We start from the raw sequence: 17606 nt of genomic DNA on the forward strand, positions 1-17606 counted from the left end.
ACACCATGTCCGCATTTCTGCTGTGTTTTGCGGCCTGGTCGGCGATGGCGCTGGGCATGGACCGCCACCACGAAGACGCCACGGGCCGTGAAGGCGTGGCCCACCGCCTGCAACAGCTGCGCCGCGCCGGGTGGCTGTTGCTGCTGCTGTCGCTCTGGCTGGCCGCACATCCGGCCGATGGCGTGCCCGCTTCGCTCGGCGTGACCGCATGGGCCGTGGCCCTGTCAGTAGCAGCCGTGGCCGTGACGGCCACTGTGACCTGGCAGCCCCGGCGCACACCGCTGCTGGCGGGGTTGGCCCTGCTGGCAGGCCTCGCCGCCTGGGCCGGGGGGTTGTGAGCGGAAAGGATGCGGCGGCCCCTCTGGCTCGTCGCACTTTCTGATCCGCCTCTCACCTCTGCATTTTTTCATCCCGCTCTCTGCGCCCCTCCCAGCCACCGGCCCCATGGGCCCGCGCCAGGCCCGGTGCCTGCGGAGCCGTTTTCAACCGCGTTGCGCACACACCAAGGACAAACCATGCACGCACCTTTCCGCCGCCCCTTCCGCCACCCCCAGGCCCTGCACCCGCTGGCCGCTGCCGTCCTGGCCGCGTTCTGTGGCACCGCGCTGGCACAAGCAACACCGCCCTCTGCGCCGCCCCAGACGCTGGGCGAGGTCACCGTGCAATCCACCAGCGGCGATGACGGCTATTCGCCCGCCGTCAGCACCTCGGCCACCAAGGGCAGCGCGCCGCTGCGCGATGTGCCCCAAGCCGTGAACGTGGTACCCGAGCAGCTCATGCGCGACCAGGGTGCGCGGTCGATGGAAGACGTGCTGCGCAACGTACCCGGCGTGGCCATGAGCCACGGCGACGGCCAGCGTGACCAGGTGGTGATCCGTGGCTTCACCGCCATTGCCGACCAGTTTGTGGATGGGGTGCGCGACGATGCGCTGTACTTCCGCGACCTGGCCGACATCGAGCGCGTGGAGGTGCTCAAGGGCCCTGCCGCCGTGCTGTACGGGCGCGGCTCCTCGGGCGGCCTGATCAACCGCGTGACCAAGAAACCCAAGTTTGGCGAGACATCGGGGGAGGCTTCTCTGGGTCTGGGCAGTTACGCCTTTCGCCGCGCCACGGCCGATGTGAATGTAGGCCTCAGCGACACCGCAGCCTTCCGCATCAACGCCGCCGTCGAAGATTCGGGCAGCTACCGCGAACAGCAGTTCGTCAAGCGCCACAACTTCGCGCCGTCGCTCGCGCTCAAGCTCGCGGCGCAGACCGACCTGCTGCTGCAGTACACCAACGCCCGCGACAAGCGCCTGACGGACTTCGGCATTCCCGCACTCAACGGCCGTCCAGTGAACGTGCCCGCCAGCACCTACTACGGATCCAGCAACGCCGCGCAAGACGACACCACCACCAGCACCATGCAATCGCTGGCGGCCACCCTCAACCACCGCTTCAACGACGACTGGTCAGTGCGCAATGTGACACGCGCATACGACTACACGCTGGATCGCTACAACACCCTGCCCGGCGGCACCACCAACCCGGTGAACCTGACCGTGGGCCGCACACGCTCGTTCATCCTGCGCGACGAAAGCGGCCTGTTCAACCAGACCGACGTGACCTGGCGCAACCAGCTCGGGGGCCTGAAGCAGGAGTGGCTGATGGGCATGGAACTGGGCCAGCAGAAGAAGCGCGCGGAGTCCGTGTCGGGTGGAGCAGACCGCGTCTCCATCTTCAACCCCGCCGGCGTAGCCGCGCCGGTGATACCTGCCGCCAGCTACACCGCCGACAGCGCCATCCCCAGCCACACCACCCAAGACACAGCGGCGCTGTACTGGCAGAACCAGATCACGCTGGCCCCGGAGTGGAAGGCGCTGGTGGGTGCGCGCTACGACGTGTTCAAGCAGCAGACCGAGTTTGACCGCAAGCTCTCCGCGTTGTCGCGCACCGACAAAAAGTTCAGCCCCCGCGCAGGCCTGGTCTGGCAGCCCAGCGACGCGGTGTCGTACTACGTGTCATACAGCAAGTCGTTCCAGCCCTCGGCAGAGACTTTTGCGCTGGCTGCCAACAACACCGCCAACGAACCCGAGATCACGCAGAACAAGGAAATCGGCGTGAAACTCGACCTGCTCGATGGCCGCATGAACGTGACGGGCGCGCTCTTCAACCTGGAGCGCACCAACATCAAGAACACCGACCCCACCAACCCCTCGCGCCAGATCAACGTGGGCACGCAACGCACCAACGGCCTGGAGCTGACCGCCAACGGCCGCCTGCCCGGCCGCTGGGATGTAAGCGCCGGCTACGCCTGGCTGGATGGCCGCATGACGAAATCACTGGCCACCACCACCTCCACCCAGTTGCCCACCGCTGCCATTGCCGCCCAGGGCAAAGTGCCTGCGCTCACGCCCCGCAACTCGGCCTTCCTGTGGGCCATGAAGGACCTCGGCCACGGCCTGCGCGTGGGTGGCGGCGTGAACTATGTGGGCGCCCGCTTCACCTCACTGACCAATCTGGTTACCCTGCCCGCCTACACCACGCTCGATGCCGCCTTGCAGTACACGCTGGGCCAGTGGGATGTGGACGTGAACATCAAGAACCTGGCCAACCGCAAGTACTACGTGTCGGCGCACGGCAGCAACGACAACCTGATCCTGCCGGGCTCGCCACGCGCGCTGCAGGTGACGTTACGGACGCGGTTCTGAAGCTCAGGTGAACGGCGGAAGGGGTCCAAGGACCCAAGTTTCAAAGGAATGTGGCCTCTTCTGCCTGATGCCCAAGAACGGCACTCCATCGGCCGCAGCCGCGTGCTGGAACATGGCTTGGCTGTCATCAACCCGTACTACGGGCTCTTGCGGTGAACCCGCTCCGCATCACGGAGGTGTCACGCCCTTCTGGTGCACCTTGAAGTTTTCATCCAGGTAGACCGAAGAACCCGTCATGCCATAGCCTTCACAGACGAACCCATTCAAAGGAAGCACGCCCGGACCATCAACGATCCGGCCTCTCGCCTCCTTGTACTTCTTGCCAGCACGCCGCGAATGAATGGCGGCGTTGGTCAGGTAGTTGAGGCTCACGCGGTGGTAGGAGTTGCTGGAATAGTCTTCGTCGTCCTGCTGCTCGCCGATGTGTTCCAGGTCTTTGGTCTTGGGGTTGTAGCGGAACTGCAGCGTGAAGCCCGAGAACCGGGCGGCGTCGGCGTAGTAGACCGCCTGAACGAACAATGAATTGTTTTTAATGTCCAGGTTGTAGAACTTGCTGGGGTGGCAGAACTCGCCGGACACCGAGAGCACCTGATAGCCGCCATCCGCCTTTCCGGTCAGGACGAACAGCCGCTCCTCTTGCGGGCCTTCGCCTTTGCGTCCCATCAACAGCATGGCCCGGTCGGGAACGCCGTCACCGTTCAAATCACCTTCCGCAGCGGCCAGGACAAAGTCGAGATACCGAAACTCGGGGGGAATTGCGAGTCGGGCTTTTCGCTCAGCAGATGTGCTTTCGTCTGCGGCGTGCACGTTGCCCATACACCCAACGGCCAGAACAGCGAGCCCAAGCAAGACAGCCCTGTGCAGCGCCCGACACAAGGCACCCATGCAAGCCGCAAATGCGTACGCGACAGGCTGAACGACGCGGGATATCGTGGACACAGAGTTCTCCTGAAAGCGGCTCGCAGCCTGGGTTTGAAGCCGATGGGCTGATATCAAACGCCGGTGCGAGTGTCTGCCAAACCAGCGCGTTGGGGCGAGAGGAATATAGCCTGCAGGCGCCAACCCCGCCCTGCACCTGCAGCCCCTGCGCGCAGAGCCGTCTCTGCCTCAAAGCGCCGCATGGGCAGCATGGCTGAATCCATTTCGCAACACCTCTACCCCCAGCACAATCACGAATACAAACAATTCCCATTTGCAATGTAAAATTGAGTTTCCGCCAGCCATAGTCCTTGCCGCGAGCCATCGAACAGGCCTCCCGGCTGCAGCCAGCACCCACCGTCTTCCGATGTTTCCGGGTTGTCTGGCTTGATGAACCACTTTTGCGCCTTCTCTGTTGCGACAGCGTGCCCCGTGCCGTGGGCGGCGCTGGCGGTGGTCCGATTGCATGACGGCCCTCACCACCCCGCCCCATGCTGAGCCCCACCGCCCTGCGCCGCTGGAGCTGGACCCACAAATGGTCCAGCCTGGTGTGCACCGTCTTCATGCTGCTGCTGTGCATCACCGGCCTGCCGCTGATCTTTCACCACGAAATCGGCCACCTGCTGGGCACCGAGGTGGAGGCGCCCGCCATGCCTGCCAACACGCCGCGCGCGAGCCTGGACAAGGTGCTGGCCACTGCACAGGCGCTGCACCCCGAGCGGGTGGTGCAGTTCGCGTCGCATGCGGAGGACGATGACAACGTCTGGTTCGTCACGCTCACGCCCACCCCGGCGCCCACCGATGACTTCCGCTCAGTGGCGGTGGATGCCCGCACGGCCCAGGTGCTGGCGCAGCCACGGTTTGACGAAGGCTTCATGTACGTGATGTTCAAGCTGCATGTGGACCTGTTCGCGGGGCTGCCAGGCAAGCTGTTTCTGGGCTTCATGGGCTTGCTGCTGCTGGTGGCCATCGTCACCGGCGTGGTGTTGTATGCGCCGTTCATGCGCAAGCTGGCGTTTGGCGAGGTGCGGCGGGATCGGTCCACGCGGGTGAAGTGGCTCGACCTGCACAACCTGCTGGGCATCGTCACGCTGGTGTGGGCGTTTGTGGTGGGCGGTACGGGCATGATCAACACGTGGGCCGACCTGCTCATCAAGTACTGGCAGTACGACCAGCTCTCGGTGCTGCTCAAGCCGTATGAGGGCCAGCCCATCGTGCCCGCTGCAGAGCGGGGGCCGCTGCAGCAGGCGCTGGAGGCCGCGCAGGCCCAGGCGCCGGGCACCAAGCTGTCGTTCATTGCGTTCCCGGGCACGGCGTTTTCCAGCCCGCACCACAACACGTTTTTCCTGCGCGGCAACGAGCCGCTCACCTCGCGCCTGCTCAAGCCCGTGCTGGTGGACGCGCGCACAGCGCAGGTCACCGCATCGCCCACGCTGCCGTGGTACATGACGGCGCTGCTCGTGTCGCAGCCGCTGCACTTTGGCGACTACGGCGGCATGCCGATGAAGATCCTCTGGGCGCTGCTCGACATCGCCACCATCGTGGTGCTGGGCAGCGGGCTGTACCTGTGGCTGCGCAAGGGCGTGCAGGCCGCAAGCCCCGCAACACCAACCGTGGGCAGCGCCACCGCTCACTTGGCTGGCGGCGCATTGCCCACATCGGGCGCCGCGCGCTCCACCGAGGGGGCCGCATGAAAAAGCACCGCCCTTTCTGGGCCTTGTGGGGCGGGCCCATCGTGATGGGTGTGCTCACCACCACCGGGCTGCTCACGGCCCTGGTGTCCGACACCTGGGGCGACTGGTGGTCGTGGGTGGCGCTGGGCATCCCCGTGGGGGTGATGGGCTGGTACGGCCGGCCGCGCGCGCCGGTGCCGACTCCCCCAGCAAAGAACCCGCGCGCGAGCGCGGCGTTGTGAGCGTTTTCCGGCGGCTGTCATGACGACCTCATGGCGGTCGCTGAAGCGGGCCCCACGGCCCACCGATCTGCGCTGTCGTCCGGTGTGAGCCGGGCGCTGCAACGTTCAGATCAAAAAGCCACCCAGCGCTTATCCCAAAAGCGCAGGCAGCTATCAAGAAGTGAGCTTTGCTGCACCCACCCTGGAGGTGGTGCGGCGGGCTGCGCGCTGCGCTTTTTGGCGGCGTTCCCGAATCCCAAACCAAAGAGAGGAAATATCCATGTCTTGTGCTCCCACCTTCCCACGCCCTTGGCTGGCTGCCGCGCTGACCATCGCCAGCGTGACCGCACTGGCCCCTGTCCACGCGCACCAGGTGTGGCTGGAAAACGCCGGGGGTCAGGCGCGCCTGCACTTCGGGGAGTTCAACGACAACCTGCGCGAGACTTCGCCCGGCCGGTTGGACCAGTTCAAGGGCGTGCCCGTGCTCGAACAGCAACGCACGGGCGCCGCCGCCCAGCGTGTGGAAGGCCAACTGGGCAAGGACGCTTTTGTCTACCCCGCCGCCGGCACGCCCGACACCCTGTTTGCCACCGCCAGCTACCCGCTGATCGACCGCAGCAAGCGCAACCTGCCCGCGATGGTCTGGCAGCCCTCGGCCCGCTGGGTGGCCAGCCTGGCCAAGCCTGTGACCCCCACCGCCCCGCTGGACCTGGTGCCCACCGGCAAGCCCGGTGAGCTGAAAGTGGTCTACCAGGGCGCACCGCTGCCCAAGGCCAAGGTGCAGCTGGCCGCACCCTCGGGCTGGACGCGCGAGGCCGAGGCCGGTGAAGACGGCACAGTGACCTTCGTCACCCCCTGGAAGGGCCAGTACGTGGCCGAGGTGAAGCACAGCGACAAGACGCCGGGTGAGGCACATGGCGCGCCGTACGGCGAAGCCAGCTACGTGACCACGCTGAGCTTTGTGCTGGCCGACGGCATGCCGTCGCCGTCCCTGCCCCCAGCGGCCACTCCCGCACCTGCGGGACGCTGAGCGGCGCTCATTTCAAGCCAAAACGGCCGCTTGCGCTAGTCGAATATGCCCAAGTAGCTATCTAATTAATAGCAAATCATGCATCCTTCCGCATCCAATTCGCGCGCATGCCGCGCGCCGCGCACCGCGGTGGCACGGGCCGCCCTGCTGCTGCTGTGCAGCGCCGCTGCCCATGCACAAACCGCTCCGACCACCACGGCCGAGACCACGCTGGCCCCTGTCACCGTCTCTTCGGGCGCGGGGCAGGAGAACCCCACCGCACCCGTCACCGGCTTTGTGGCCAAGCGCGCCCTGAGCGCCACCAAGACCGACACCCCACTCATCGAAACGCCGCAGGCCATCAGCGTGATCACCCGCGACCAGATGGAAGCCCAGGGCGTCCAGACGCTGCGGCAGGTGACGGCATACACAGCGGGCGCGGTGTCCAACTATTTCGACAGCCGCGTGGACAGCTTTGCCGCACGCGGCGGCACGGTGAGCCAGTACCAGGACGGCCTGCTGCGCACCTACGGCACCTACAACACCAGCCGGCCGGACCCGTACACGCTGGAACGTGTGGAGTTTCTGCGCGGCCCCACCTCCGTGCTGTACGGCCAGGGCAGCGTGGGCGGCGTGCTCAACCTGACCAGCAAACGCCCGCAGGCCGACACCCTGCGCGAGGTGCAGGTGCAGCTGGGCAACAACGCGCGCAAGCAGATCGCCGCCGACCTGACGGGCGCACTCGACCAGGACGGCCAGTGGCTCTACCGCCTGGTGGCCGTGGGCCGCGACAGCGGTACGCAGGTGGACCATGTGGACGACAACCGCGTGGTGTTTGCGCCATCGCTCACCTGGAAACCCAATGCCGACACGTCGCTGACGCTGCAGGCGCTGCACCAGAAGGACCAAAGCGGCTCGCTCATTGGCTTCTTCCCGTGGCAAGGCACGCAGCTGCCCAGCCAGTACGGCCAGATCCCGCGCAACACCTTCATCAGCGAGCCGGGCTGGGACGCGTATGACACCAGCAACAACTCCTGGGGCTACCTGCTCAGCCACCGTCTGAACAGCGACTGGACAGTGCGCCAGAACCTGCGCCGCACCGTGAGCGAGGTGGACTACCGCACCATCTACACCAGCTTCACTGCCAACGCTGGGACCGGCCGCCCTGCGCGCCCCGTGTTCAACAGCGACAACCGCACGCTGGTGCGCGATGCGGTGTGGAACCTCAACACCGGCCGCATGCTGCTCATCGACACGCAGCTCGAAGGCAAGCTGCAGGCGGGCAGTACCGCGCACACAGTGCTCGCTGGCCTGGACGTGCAGCGCAACCACACCGGCCAGCAGGCCTGGCGCGCGGTGGCGTCGTCCATCGACGTGTACAACCCCGTGTACGGCAACTTCACACCGCCCACTGCGGCGCAGCTGGTGCGCCAGCCCAGCGTGGTGCAAAAGCAGTTGGGGTTCTACGCGCAAGACCAGATCCAATGGGGTCGCTGGACGGCCACGCTGGGCCTGCGCCACGACAGTGCGCAGACCGATACCGAAGGCCGCCCTGCCGCTGCCGTGGACGACAAGGCCTGGACCAAACGCGCAGGCGTCACGTACCAGATGGATGGCGGCTGGGCGCCGTATGTGGGCTACTCCGAATCGTTCCAGCCCCTGGGTGGGCTCGACGCGTACGGCACCCCCTACAAACCCCAGCGCGGTGAACAGTGGGAGGCCGGCGTGAAGTGGCAGCCGCCAGGCCAGGGCATCAGTGCGTTTGCCGCTGTGTACACCCTGCGCGAGAAGAACCGCAAGACCACCGACCCCGGCAACCCGCTCAACAGCCTGCAGATCGGCGAAGTAAAGGTCAACGGTTTCGAGGCAGAGGTGCAGGCCAGCCTGGCGCGCCAGTGGGACTTCACGGTGGGCTACGCATTCACCGACGCCAAGATCAGCCGCAGCAACGCAGGCGACCAGGGCCAGCCCGTGGCCAGCGTGCCCCGGCACACCGCATCGGCCTGGCTGAGCCACCGCTTTGCAGCGCAAGGACGTGGCGGCTGGGTGGTGGGCGCGGGCGTGCGCTACACCGGCTCGCAATGGAGCGGCACCAGCGCCATCAGCACCCCTGCCGCCACCCTGGCCGATGCCATGCTGGCCTACGACGCTGGCGACTGGCGCGTGGCCTTCAACGTGGTCAACCTGACCGACAAGGTGCACATCACCCAGTGCCTGGCACGCGGGGATTGCTTCTACGGACAGGCGCGCACCTACACGCTGACCTCGACCTATCGGTTCTAGGGGCCCGTTGACGATCCCTCAAGGGGTCGTCGCCCACTCCACGAACCCCACCAGCCGCCCTGCAGCGCCTGCAATCCTCGCGGCCCTTGCAGCGCCTGCACGGCGGCAGCAGCCCGGGCAGTGCGACACGCCGATCGCAGCCCGCGCGGGCCTTGCGCTGCCTTCGCTACCTTAAAGGGGGTGCCGGGCTACGCCCCGGGTCGGTTCTGGCATGCCCTACCAGAACCATGTTGCGCCGCAACGACATCTTGATGACAAAAAGGTGTTTACCCCGCTGGCGGCCAATCACGGCGGCCAGTAGCATCCCCTTCCGTTGCAAAGTGCAACGATCACATCACCACAGGCACCAAACTTGCTTGTAGCGGCGGCCCGAAGGCATCACCCCTGTGCGTTTTTGGCCGGTGATTATTTGTCATCAAACAAAATTTGATTTAAGGAACCTCGCGAATGAAAACATTGAACCGCTGCGCCCTCGCCGCGCTGGCCCTGGTGGGTACGTCTGCTGCCTTTGCACAGAGCAGCGTCACCCTGTACGGCCGGGTCAACACCAGCTTTGAACACCAAAAAGACGGCGATGTCTCCAAGACCGGCCTGTTCAACAACTCCTCCCGCTTTGGCTTCAAGGGCCAGGAAGACCTGGGCGGCGGCCTGATGGCAGGCTTCCAGCTCGAAAGCGGCTTTGACTCCAGCTCCGGCGCTACCGACTCGCGCGGCATTTTTGCCCGCCAGAGCGAAGTGAACCTGTCCGGCGGCTTCGGCATGGTGCGCCTGGGCAACTTCACGTCCGAGTCGTACTACGCCACGGCCGACTTCATCAGCAACCACAACCACGACACTGGCTCGTCGGCTGACGCCCTGTACGCCTACCCCGCCCGTGACATCAACAAGATCGCTTACCGCACCCCCAGCCTGGGCGGCGCAACGTTCGAAGCCGGCTGGGCCCAGCACGAGCAGCCCAGCGGCACCGGCGGCAAGAACAGCATGGACCTGGCTGCCAACTACGAAATCGGCAAGCTGGGCCTGGGCGCCGGTTACTCCAAGCTGGGCGACCAGAACCAGTTCGCAGTGCGCGCTTCGTACTCCACCGGTCCCTTCGTGATGGGCGCCTACGTGCAACGCGACAAGAACGTGTTCATCGCCAACGGCGGCAACCGCACCAACCTGCGCCTGTCGGCCGCCTACATCATGGGCGTGTCCGAGTTCCACGTGAACGTGGGCCGTGCCGGGAACTACTCCAACGTGTCCAACAGCGCCGCCACCCAGTACACGCTGGGCTACAACTACAACCTGAGCAAGCGCACCAAGATCTACACGTACTACACCCGCATCAACAACAGCCAGGCTGCCACCTACGGCGTGTCGGCTCCGGGTAACGACTTTAGCTCCTTCGCCGTGGGCGTGCGCCACAACTTCTGATAGCGCCCCACACGCTGCTGCCCTGACTGGTGGGAGGGCAGACACACAGCCAATTACCCCGCACTTCTTTGAGGTGCGGGGTTTTTTTCTTGCGCAATCAACGCCTTGCGCATCCAATCCACCGAGCGTTTCCGTGCCAGCCCTGCATGCCCAATGCGGTTACAGATAGACACGCCGTGCGGGTTTGAACTGGTATCTTCCCAACAGTCGGCGCAGTACTTGCTTGCACGAAAAATACCTTCGTGTATGGGAAAAAATTTCACGACAGAGCAAGGAAAACGCTCGACCATGCGGGCCTTCCGGCTCCTGCTGCGCTGGCAATAAAAATCACTTTCTCAATCATATGGACTCCCATAAAAAGCCATCGAAGGTCACCGCACTGGTTCCCGCATGGCAATCCGCAGGCTTTATTCTGGCGACTCTTGACTGTCTGTCGGCCCAAACCTATGCCCCTCTTGAGATCATTATCTCAGTGGACAAATGCGATGACTCGACCTATGAAATCTGTGCAGCCCATGCCCACAATGACCCACGCTTCAGGGTGATACGACAGCAGGAACGGCTGGGGTATGTAGGCAATTGCAATTTTTTACTCAACCAAGCCAACTCAGATTATGTTTTGTTTGCATTTCACGATGATATATTAAATTCAGCTTATATCGAGAAGCTGGTCAACATACTTGACAGCCGGCCAGAAGTTGTATTGAGCTATTCCGACGTTCTCTTGACCAACACCGACGAATCTCAAGAGCAGTGGATATTTGAAGAGATTGAAGGCGTGCACGACCCCGTACAGAGAGGGTTCATCATGATGCGGGGAGACAACAAATGGTGGGTACCCAATCGAGGTTTATTCCGTTTGGAGCCTGCACGTCGAATTCAGGGACTCAAGTCCCACCGGGCGGGTGAATTTTCGGCAGACTGGCCATGGTTGTTTCACATGAGCCTGCTCGGTGAGTTCGCACGAATACCAGAAACCCTATGCTACAAGTACTACAAACCTGACAGCCTTTCTCGAAGCTGGAAATTCTCTCAACGGCAATTTTTTGAGGTTCATGCAGCAATAATGCGAGAAATCTGGATCTCAGACCTAACCAGCGAACAGAAACTCACCTTGACCGGTCCGATGGCGAGATGGCTCCTCCAACACAAGCCGGACTTAGAAAGTGAGGGAAATCATAAATACCAGCGCTGACTTTTCGCATCACTCTTGGTTTGAGGGGCGCGCCCGCTTGATTGATCTTCCCGTTCATGCTGATGAACGCGGCAATTTACTGCCAATCGATTTCGACGATCTTCCTTTCCGGCCTCGCCGGGTATTCACGGTAACAAACGTACCCGCCGGAGCCATACGCGGCGAGCACGGCCACCGAACGGGGCAGCAACTATTGATCTGCCTTCAAGGGAAAATTGAACTCGTGCTAAGAACAGGGCCAGAAGAAGTAAATACCGCGCTGATACCTACAGGGCCAGGCCTGCTCCTAGGCAGTGGAGTGTGGTGCCGCCAGACATACGTTGCATCGGACTCTGTACTCTTGGTAATGGCCAGTGAGAAATATGATCCCGCGTCATATGTTAATAACTGGAATTAAACAAACATGAAAAAACCGTTACGCATTGCGGTACTCGGAGCAGGGATAATGGGCTGCTCCACCGCGATCTTTCTCGCCCGCAAAGGATTTCACGTATCCATATTTGACAAAGAGAAACATCCTTTCAGTGCGGCAAGTCGATGGAACGAAGGAAAGATCCATCTGGGATTTATCTACAGTGCGGATCCATCTTTACGCACCGCAAGCCATGTCATTCCTGGAGGGCTCAATTTTCGCCCTCTGATCGAAGAATTGGTCGGCACTTCACTTGCTCCAGCCATCACAAGCGAAGACGACCTGTATTTGTGCCATCGCGATTCAGTAACATCGGCATCAGAAATGATGACGTACATGGAGAAAGTTGTTGAACGGGTGCGAGCGCATCCAGATGCAAAACGGTATTTAGCTGATGTATCCGATTGCAGGGTTCAACGACTGAACTCCTCCCAACTTGCCAACTTGACATCTTCTCCAGACATTGTTGCGGGGTTTCGCGCTCCAGAGCGCTCTGTAGAGACCAATTGGGTGGCCGAAAAATTCATATCCGCTTTGGCGGAAGAAAAACTCATTGAGCCTTTGATGGGGGTCCGTATTACAGCAGCCCACCCCACGGGAGACAGCGCCGAAGGTACCTGGAGCATAGAAACATCTGAAGGCACGTTTGGCCCTTATGACTATGTGATTAACTCGCTCTGGCAGGGCCGCATGGCGATAGACCAGACCGCTGGAATAGAACCGACGGGGACTTGGTCGAATCGATACCGCCAGTCGCTATTCGTACGCACACGAGCAACAGTAAACACACCTTGTGCCGTTATTGCCACGGGACCTTTCGGAGACATCAAAAATTACAATGGACGTGATTTTTATCTCTCTTGGTATCCCGATGGTTTGCGGGTAGATAGTTCAGACGTCTTGCCACCGGATATCAAAGAGTCGGCCGTTTCCGATTCGCAGGCACTGAAGGATTCCATCTTCCAAAATCTGGAGTCATTGTTGCCATGGGCAGCACAGATTCGCGAACAAGCCGAATACATTTATCTGGAAGGTGGCTGGGTTTTTGCTGCTGGCCAGGGTTTGCTCTCGGATCCGAAATCCACGCTTCATCGCCGATCAGACTATGGCATCACACGACATGGCCGCTATTTTTCAGTAGACACTGGAAAATACTCCACAGCACCTTTTCTTGCAAAATCACTCGCTCACAGCCTTGCTGAATAAATAGTCAGCACTCAAAATCTCTTTTGGTGTGACCTCCCGGGCATACGATTGCAACCAGGTGCTCTAGGCATCTGGTGTTCATGCCATCCATGAGTAGATACCCCGATAACCGGTGTGCAACAGCCCTAGCTGGCGTTTTGCGCACTTTCAGTCTCGGGCAAAACCGCCAGCAGGCACGTGGTTTTCGACGATTTGAGTGGCTTGTATATCGACCGGGCCGAAGTCATCCACACGGTGTTGACAGGTGTCAGGCACCAGCGACGGTTCACCACACAGGTGCTTTGAATCACGGCGCGCTCTGGCCAGCGTCCGACCATCAGCGCCCCATTGCAAACACTGTCCGGTGCGCACGAGACGCACCAGGCATCTCAATGCCCGCCAAACCACCCCAGCTGCCGCAGCCCGCCCGTCAGGCCCCAGAGCGACACGCACCAGCCGTCACACCCCTCCGACACTAAGAACCTGGTCAAAGTCTTTTTGGAGTTGCACAAGTACTTGCCCGAAGGGTTGGAGTGAAATCGGGCGATTGGAAGCCTCGGCTGCTTGCACGGTCAGCCCTGCGGTGTAGGGTTCTTCCTGGCCGGTGGACTTCTGTGGTGATGCTGCCTTGCACTGGTAGCGGGTGCCTGCCTGCAGCGCAAACACCGGCGCGCCGGTATGGCAGTGCCGCACCAGTTGCGGCATGGTGCGCAGGGTTCTCAAAATGCGCCCACACCGGGCCATCGTCCGGGGACAGCCAGGCACAGAACAGTCCGGGCCGCTGGCTGGAGCCTTCCTTGTCCATGCCAGCCCCGGTGGGTCATACGCAGGCTGGGGCCAAGATGAGGGCAAGGTAGCGCGTGGAGAACATGGGCTAGGCTCTCCTGAAAGCAGTGCGCGCTGGCACACCGCTACCCATGCCGTGTGCCAGCGCGGCACCATTGCGCCGCCCCAGCGCAGTCTTCAAAAAGCAGAAAGGCCCCCGATGCCCATGGCACCGGGGGCCTGTGACTACCGCGCTGAGAACCTGTTCAAAAAGCGCGATGGTCGCCCTCACACGTTCATGATCGACACCAGGCGCGTGTTCAGGTGCGCCTCGATGGCCTCGGGGCCACCCTCGGAGCCGTAGCCCGAATCCTTCAGGCCACCAAACGGCAGCTCGGCTGCAGGTGCGGCGGCCTGGTTGATCCAGAGCATGCCCACTTCCAGGCGCTGCGCCAGCAAATGAGCGTTCTTCAGCGACGAAGTGAAGGCATAACCGGCCAGACCAAACGGCAGGCGGTTGGCCTCGGCAATGGCGTCTTCGATTTGGGTGAAGCCACGCACGGCTGCCACGGGGCCAAAGGGCTCTTCGTTCACGATGCGGGCCGACAGGGGCACGTCGTTCAGCACGGTGGGCTGGAAGAAGTTGCCTTCGGTGCCGATGCGCTCGCCACCGGCCAGCACCTTGGCGCCCTGCTGTACCGCATCGGCCAACAAGTCGGCCATGGCGGTAATGCGACGCGGGTTGGCCAACGGGCCCATCTGCGTGCCGGCCGTGAGGCCATCGCCCACCTTCAGGCCCTGGGCGTATTTAGCGAAAGCGGCCACAAAGTCCGCACGGATGCTTTCGTGCACCAGATAGCGCGTGGGCGAAATGCAGACCTGCCCTGCGTTGCGGAACTTGGCACCGCTGCCGATCTTGATGGCGAGTTCGAGGTCGGCGTCTTCGGCCACGATGACCGGGGCATGGCCGCCCAGTTCCATCGTCACGCGCTTCATGTGCTTGCCCGCCAGCGCGGCCAGCTGCTTGCCCACGGGCGTGGAACCCGTGAACGTGACCTTGCGGATGATGGGGTGCGGGATCAGGTAGCTGGAGATTTCAGCCGGGTCGCCATAGACCAGGCCCACGGTGCCTGCGGGCACACCGGCATCGGCAAACGCGCGGATCAGCTCTGCGGGGCTGGCGGGGGTTTCCTCAGGCGCCTTCACCAGAATCGAGCACCCTGCACCGAGCGCGGCGGCCAGCTTGCGCACCACCTGGTTGATGGGGAAGTTCCAGGGCGTGAACGCGGCCACGGGGCCCACCGGGTCCTTCAGCACCATCTGCGTGGCCTTGAGATTGCGCGAGGGCACGATGCGGCCATACACACGCAGCGATTCGTCGGCAAACCATTCGATGATGTCGGCGGATGCCATGGTCTCAACCTTGGCCTCGGCCAGGGGCTTGCCCTGCTCCTGCACCATGATGGCAGCTATTGATTCGGCGCGCTCGCGCATCAGGGCCGCTGCGCGGCGCATGGTCTTGGCGCGCTCGGCGGCGGGCATGTCGCGCCAGGCTTCAAAGCCCTTTTGTGCGGCGTCCAGCGCGCGGTCCAGGTCGACCTTGGTGGCGTGGGCCACGCGGCCAATTTCTTTGCCCGTTGCGGGGTTGAACACGGCAAGGGTCTTGCCTTCGGCGGCGTCTTGCCACTGGCCTGCGATGAAGAGCTGGGTGTTGGGATAGGTCATGAGCGTTGGGGTCAGCCAAAAAAATCAAAAAAACGACTATACGCCTGCGATGATGGCTGTGTATTTCAAGGAGATTGCATGCGAGAAGTAGTCCAAAGCCTCGAAGAGTCGCGCATCCGCGAAGTGGCCAACGAAGGCCTGGGGCGCAGCGATGTGCTGAAGTTCTGGTTTGGCGAGAGCGATGAGGTGACACCGGATTTCATCCGCGATGCGGCCATTGCGTCGCTGCAAAAGGGCGAGACCTTTTACGCCCACAACCTGGGCCTGCCCGAACTGCGCCACGCGATTGCAGGCTACATGCACGGCCTGCACCCGCAGCAGCACACCGATGCGTGGTTCGACCGCATCGCAGTGACGTCCGGCGGCGTGAACGGCCTGATGGTGGCCGTGCAGGCCCTGGTGGACGCGGGCGACGAGGTGGTGCTGGTGACGCCCGTGTGGCCCAACCTGGTGGCGCAGCCGCGCATTCTGGGGGCGCAGGTGCGCACTGTGCCGCTGGTGGCCGACGTGCACGGCGCATGGCGCCTGGACATGGATGCGCTGCTGGCTGCCATCACACCCGGTACGCGCCTGCTGGTCGTCAACGCACCCAACAACCCCACGGGCTGGACGCTGACGCGCGAGGAGCAAGCCACCATCCTGGCGCACTGCCGCCGCACGGGCACGTGGATTCTGGCGGACGAGGTGTACGAGCGGCTGTACTACGCGGGCGACACGGCCAATGGCGCGGCCCCCAGCTTTCTGGACGTGGCTGAGCCCGAGGACCGGCTGATCGTGACGCACAGCTTTTCCAAGAGCTTTTTGATGACCGGCTGGCGCCTGGGGTGGCTGGTGTTGCCGCCGTCACTCACCCAGGCGGTGGGCAAGCTGATCGAGTTCAACACCTCGTGCGCGCCGGTGTTTGTGCAGCGCGGGGCCACGGTGGCGCTGCAGCGCACGGAGGAGGTGACGCCTGCGCTGGTGAACCATCTTCGCAACTGTCGAGACACGCTGGTGCCGCTGCTGGCCGAGGTGCCGGGAGTGTCGGTGGCCACGCCACATGGGGGCATGTATGCGTTCTTCCACATCGACGGGCATGACGAGTGTTTGCCGCTGGCCAAGCGGCTGGTGCGGGAGGCGGGGTTGGGGTTGGCGCCGGGCAGTGCGTTTGGGGGGGAGGCGTTGGGGTGGTTGCGGTGGTGTTTTGCGAGCCGGGATGTGGGGCGGTTGGGGGAAGGGGTGGAGAGGTTGAGGGGGTGGTTGAAGGGGTGATTTGAGGTTTTTGAGCCTTTATGGCCGCAGGCGCTAGTGGGATATGCGGTGGTAGCTATTGATTTTGTAGTGTCTGGTTGTTGTGCTGATTGGGCTGCGTGCCCGGGTTGAGGGCTGAGGCTGGGAGTCGCCCGGCGTGCGAGGCACTTTTCTTTGCTTCGCCAAAGAAAAGTACCCAAAAGAAAGGCGACCCCACTGTCTGCGTCCCCTGCGCTGACGCTACGGGGCAACCTGCGGTGCTCGGGTGTGGCGGGGTCTCGCTCAACTCGCGCCGCTGCGCGTCGCTCAGACACACGCGAGCCCTGATCCGCCAAACCCTGCGCTCCTCGGCGCATCCAGAGGGGCACCGGGGTACAGAACAGCCACACGGGCCTTTGCTGCGCTCGGCCCCATCTCGCGGGCGCAAGCGCCACGCGCTGCGCAGCCTGGGCCGAGCGCAGCAATGGCCCGAATGGAAGTCCGGCTGTTCGGTTGTTTGGATGTTCGGCTGTCCACCCCCTGCTGGCTGCGCCTGCGGCGGGGCGGTTGCGGGGTGAGCATGGGCGTCGAAGCGCCCATGCTTCGTGAACTGACTCGCCGTGGATGTCTGAACGAAGCTGCAACGCAGCGCAGTGAGTTCCACGGCGCACCCCGCAACCGACACGACGCAGGTTTGCCCCTTCGCACCGCGAAGGGGTCGCAGACTGGGGGTCGCCTTTCTTTTGGGTACTTTTCTTTGGCGAAGCAAAGAAAAGTACCTCGCCCGCCGGGGCGACTCCCGGCCTCCGCCCTCAACAAAGGCACGCGGCTCAATCAGCGCACAAAAACCAACACTACAAAATCAATAGCTACCAGCGCATATCCCACTAGCGCAAGCAGCCAAA

The 17606-nt window shown here is 62.9% G+C and carries 14 protein-coding genes; 11 read left to right on the top strand and 3 right to left on the bottom strand.

The annotated features are described in order from the left end of the window. The first annotated feature begins 5 nt into the window (after window positions 1-5). Window positions 6-338, top strand: a complete 333-nt coding sequence (locus C8C96_RS19390; protein ID WP_121943340.1) for a DUF3325 domain-containing protein — start codon at window positions 6-8, stop codon at window positions 336-338. A 177-nt stretch (window positions 339-515) separates the two neighbouring features. After that, the gene (locus C8C96_RS19395) at window positions 516-2690 is read left to right on the top strand and encodes a TonB-dependent siderophore receptor (protein WP_121943341.1); all 2175 of its coding nucleotides are present in this window, start codon (window positions 516-518) and stop codon (window positions 2688-2690) included. A gap of 168 nt (window positions 2691-2858) precedes the next feature. Here the strand turns inward: C8C96_RS19395 and C8C96_RS19400 are convergent, their stop codons facing one another. After that, window positions 2859-3506, bottom strand: coding sequence for a hypothetical protein (locus tag C8C96_RS19400; protein ID WP_147455693.1), 648 nt, complete (start codon window positions 3504-3506; stop codon window positions 2859-2861). Between the two features lie 593 nt (window positions 3507-4099). Between C8C96_RS19400 and C8C96_RS19405 the strand changes: the two genes are divergently transcribed. The 8 genes from C8C96_RS19405 to C8C96_RS19440 all read left to right on the top strand — a co-directional run bounded on the left by C8C96_RS19405 (window position 4100) and on the right by C8C96_RS19440 (window position 13023). Next, window positions 4100-5302: a PepSY domain-containing protein gene (locus tag C8C96_RS19405; RefSeq protein WP_121943342.1), complete on the top strand. Its 1203-nt coding sequence runs from the start codon at window positions 4100-4102 to the stop codon at window positions 5300-5302. Next, complete coding sequence (locus C8C96_RS19410; RefSeq protein WP_056743372.1) at window positions 5299-5523, top strand: hypothetical protein; 225 nt, start codon at window positions 5299-5301, stop codon at window positions 5521-5523. Before C8C96_RS19405 ends, C8C96_RS19410 begins: the two co-directional genes overlap by 4 nt. A 259-nt stretch (window positions 5524-5782) precedes the next feature. Continuing rightward, window positions 5783-6532 (top strand): TonB-dependent receptor, encoded by a 750-nt coding sequence (locus tag C8C96_RS19415; protein ID WP_121943343.1) that lies wholly within the window; start codon window positions 5783-5785, stop codon window positions 6530-6532. A 276-nt stretch (window positions 6533-6808) separates the two neighbouring features. Next, complete coding sequence (locus C8C96_RS19420; protein ID WP_370107401.1) at window positions 6809-8794, top strand: TonB-dependent siderophore receptor; 1986 nt, start codon at window positions 6809-6811, stop codon at window positions 8792-8794. 447 nt (window positions 8795-9241) lie between these two features. After that, window positions 9242-10210, top strand: coding sequence for a porin (locus tag C8C96_RS19425; protein ID WP_099729790.1), 969 nt, complete (start codon window positions 9242-9244; stop codon window positions 10208-10210). Window positions 10211-10433: 223 nt separating this feature from the next. After that, a complete protein-coding gene (locus tag C8C96_RS19430; protein ID WP_147455694.1) occupies window positions 10434-11405 on the top strand; it encodes a glycosyltransferase family A protein in 972 nt (323 codons plus the stop codon). Further along, entirely contained in the window at window positions 11377-11802 is a 426-nt protein-coding gene (locus C8C96_RS25450; RefSeq protein WP_121943346.1) for an FdtA/QdtA family cupin domain-containing protein, read from the top strand. Before C8C96_RS19430 ends, C8C96_RS25450 begins: the two co-directional genes overlap by 29 nt. A 6-nt stretch (window positions 11803-11808) precedes the next feature. Then, a complete protein-coding gene (locus C8C96_RS19440) occupies window positions 11809-13023 on the top strand; it encodes an FAD-binding oxidoreductase (RefSeq protein WP_121943347.1) in 1215 nt (404 codons plus the stop codon). Between the two features lie 438 nt (window positions 13024-13461). Here the strand turns inward: C8C96_RS19440 and C8C96_RS19445 are convergent, their stop codons facing one another. Both C8C96_RS19445 and C8C96_RS19450 read right to left on the bottom strand, forming a co-directional pair. Next, the gene (locus C8C96_RS19445) at window positions 13462-13707 is read right to left on the bottom strand and encodes a hypothetical protein (protein ID WP_121943348.1); all 246 of its coding nucleotides are present in this window, start codon (window positions 13705-13707) and stop codon (window positions 13462-13464) included. A gap of 348 nt (window positions 13708-14055) precedes the next feature. Beyond that, complete coding sequence (locus C8C96_RS19450) at window positions 14056-15492, bottom strand: NAD-dependent succinate-semialdehyde dehydrogenase (RefSeq protein WP_108497260.1); 1437 nt, start codon at window positions 15490-15492, stop codon at window positions 14056-14058. Between the two features lie 78 nt (window positions 15493-15570). Here C8C96_RS19450 and C8C96_RS19455 point away from each other — a divergent pair, with 78 nt between their 5' ends. After that, the gene (locus tag C8C96_RS19455) at window positions 15571-16743 is read left to right on the top strand and encodes a pyridoxal phosphate-dependent aminotransferase (RefSeq protein ID WP_121943349.1); all 1173 of its coding nucleotides are present in this window, start codon (window positions 15571-15573) and stop codon (window positions 16741-16743) included. The last annotated feature ends 863 nt before the right edge of the window (window positions 16744-17606 follow it).

This window comes from Acidovorax sp. 100 (assembly GCF_003688355.1).
Taxonomy (GTDB): domain Bacteria; phylum Pseudomonadota; class Gammaproteobacteria; order Burkholderiales; family Burkholderiaceae_C; genus Acidovorax; species Acidovorax delafieldii.

Excerpts from the sequence above, each read along its gene's own strand:
- C8C96_RS19415 (WP_121943343.1), top strand. The coding sequence starts at position 5,783 with ATGTCTTGTGCTCCCACCTTCCCACGCCCTTGGCTGGCTGCCGCGCTG.
- C8C96_RS19410 (WP_056743372.1), top strand. The coding sequence starts at position 5,299 with ATGAAAAAGCACCGCCCTTTCTGGGCCTTGTGGGGCGGGCCCATCGTG.
- C8C96_RS19390 (WP_121943340.1), top strand. The coding sequence starts at position 6 with ATGTCCGCATTTCTGCTGTGTTTTGCGGCCTGGTCGGCGATGGCGCTG.
- C8C96_RS19440 (WP_121943347.1), top strand. The coding sequence starts at position 11,809 with ATGAAAAAACCGTTACGCATTGCGGTACTCGGAGCAGGGATAATGGGC.
- C8C96_RS19395 (WP_121943341.1), top strand. The coding sequence starts at position 516 with ATGCACGCACCTTTCCGCCGCCCCTTCCGCCACCCCCAGGCCCTGCAC.
- C8C96_RS19405 (WP_121943342.1), top strand. The coding sequence starts at position 4,100 with ATGCTGAGCCCCACCGCCCTGCGCCGCTGGAGCTGGACCCACAAATGG.
- C8C96_RS19450 (WP_108497260.1), bottom strand. The coding sequence starts at position 15,492 with ATGACCTATCCCAACACCCAGCTCTTCATCGCAGGCCAGTGGCAAGAC.
- C8C96_RS19445 (WP_121943348.1), bottom strand. The coding sequence starts at position 13,707 with ATGCCGCAACTGGTGCGGCACTGCCATACCGGCGCGCCGGTGTTTGCG.
- C8C96_RS19425 (WP_099729790.1), top strand. The coding sequence starts at position 9,242 with ATGAAAACATTGAACCGCTGCGCCCTCGCCGCGCTGGCCCTGGTGGGT.
- C8C96_RS19400 (WP_147455693.1), bottom strand. The coding sequence starts at position 3,506 with ATGGGCAACGTGCACGCCGCAGACGAAAGCACATCTGCTGAGCGAAAA.
- C8C96_RS19455 (WP_121943349.1), top strand. The coding sequence starts at position 15,571 with ATGCGAGAAGTAGTCCAAAGCCTCGAAGAGTCGCGCATCCGCGAAGTG.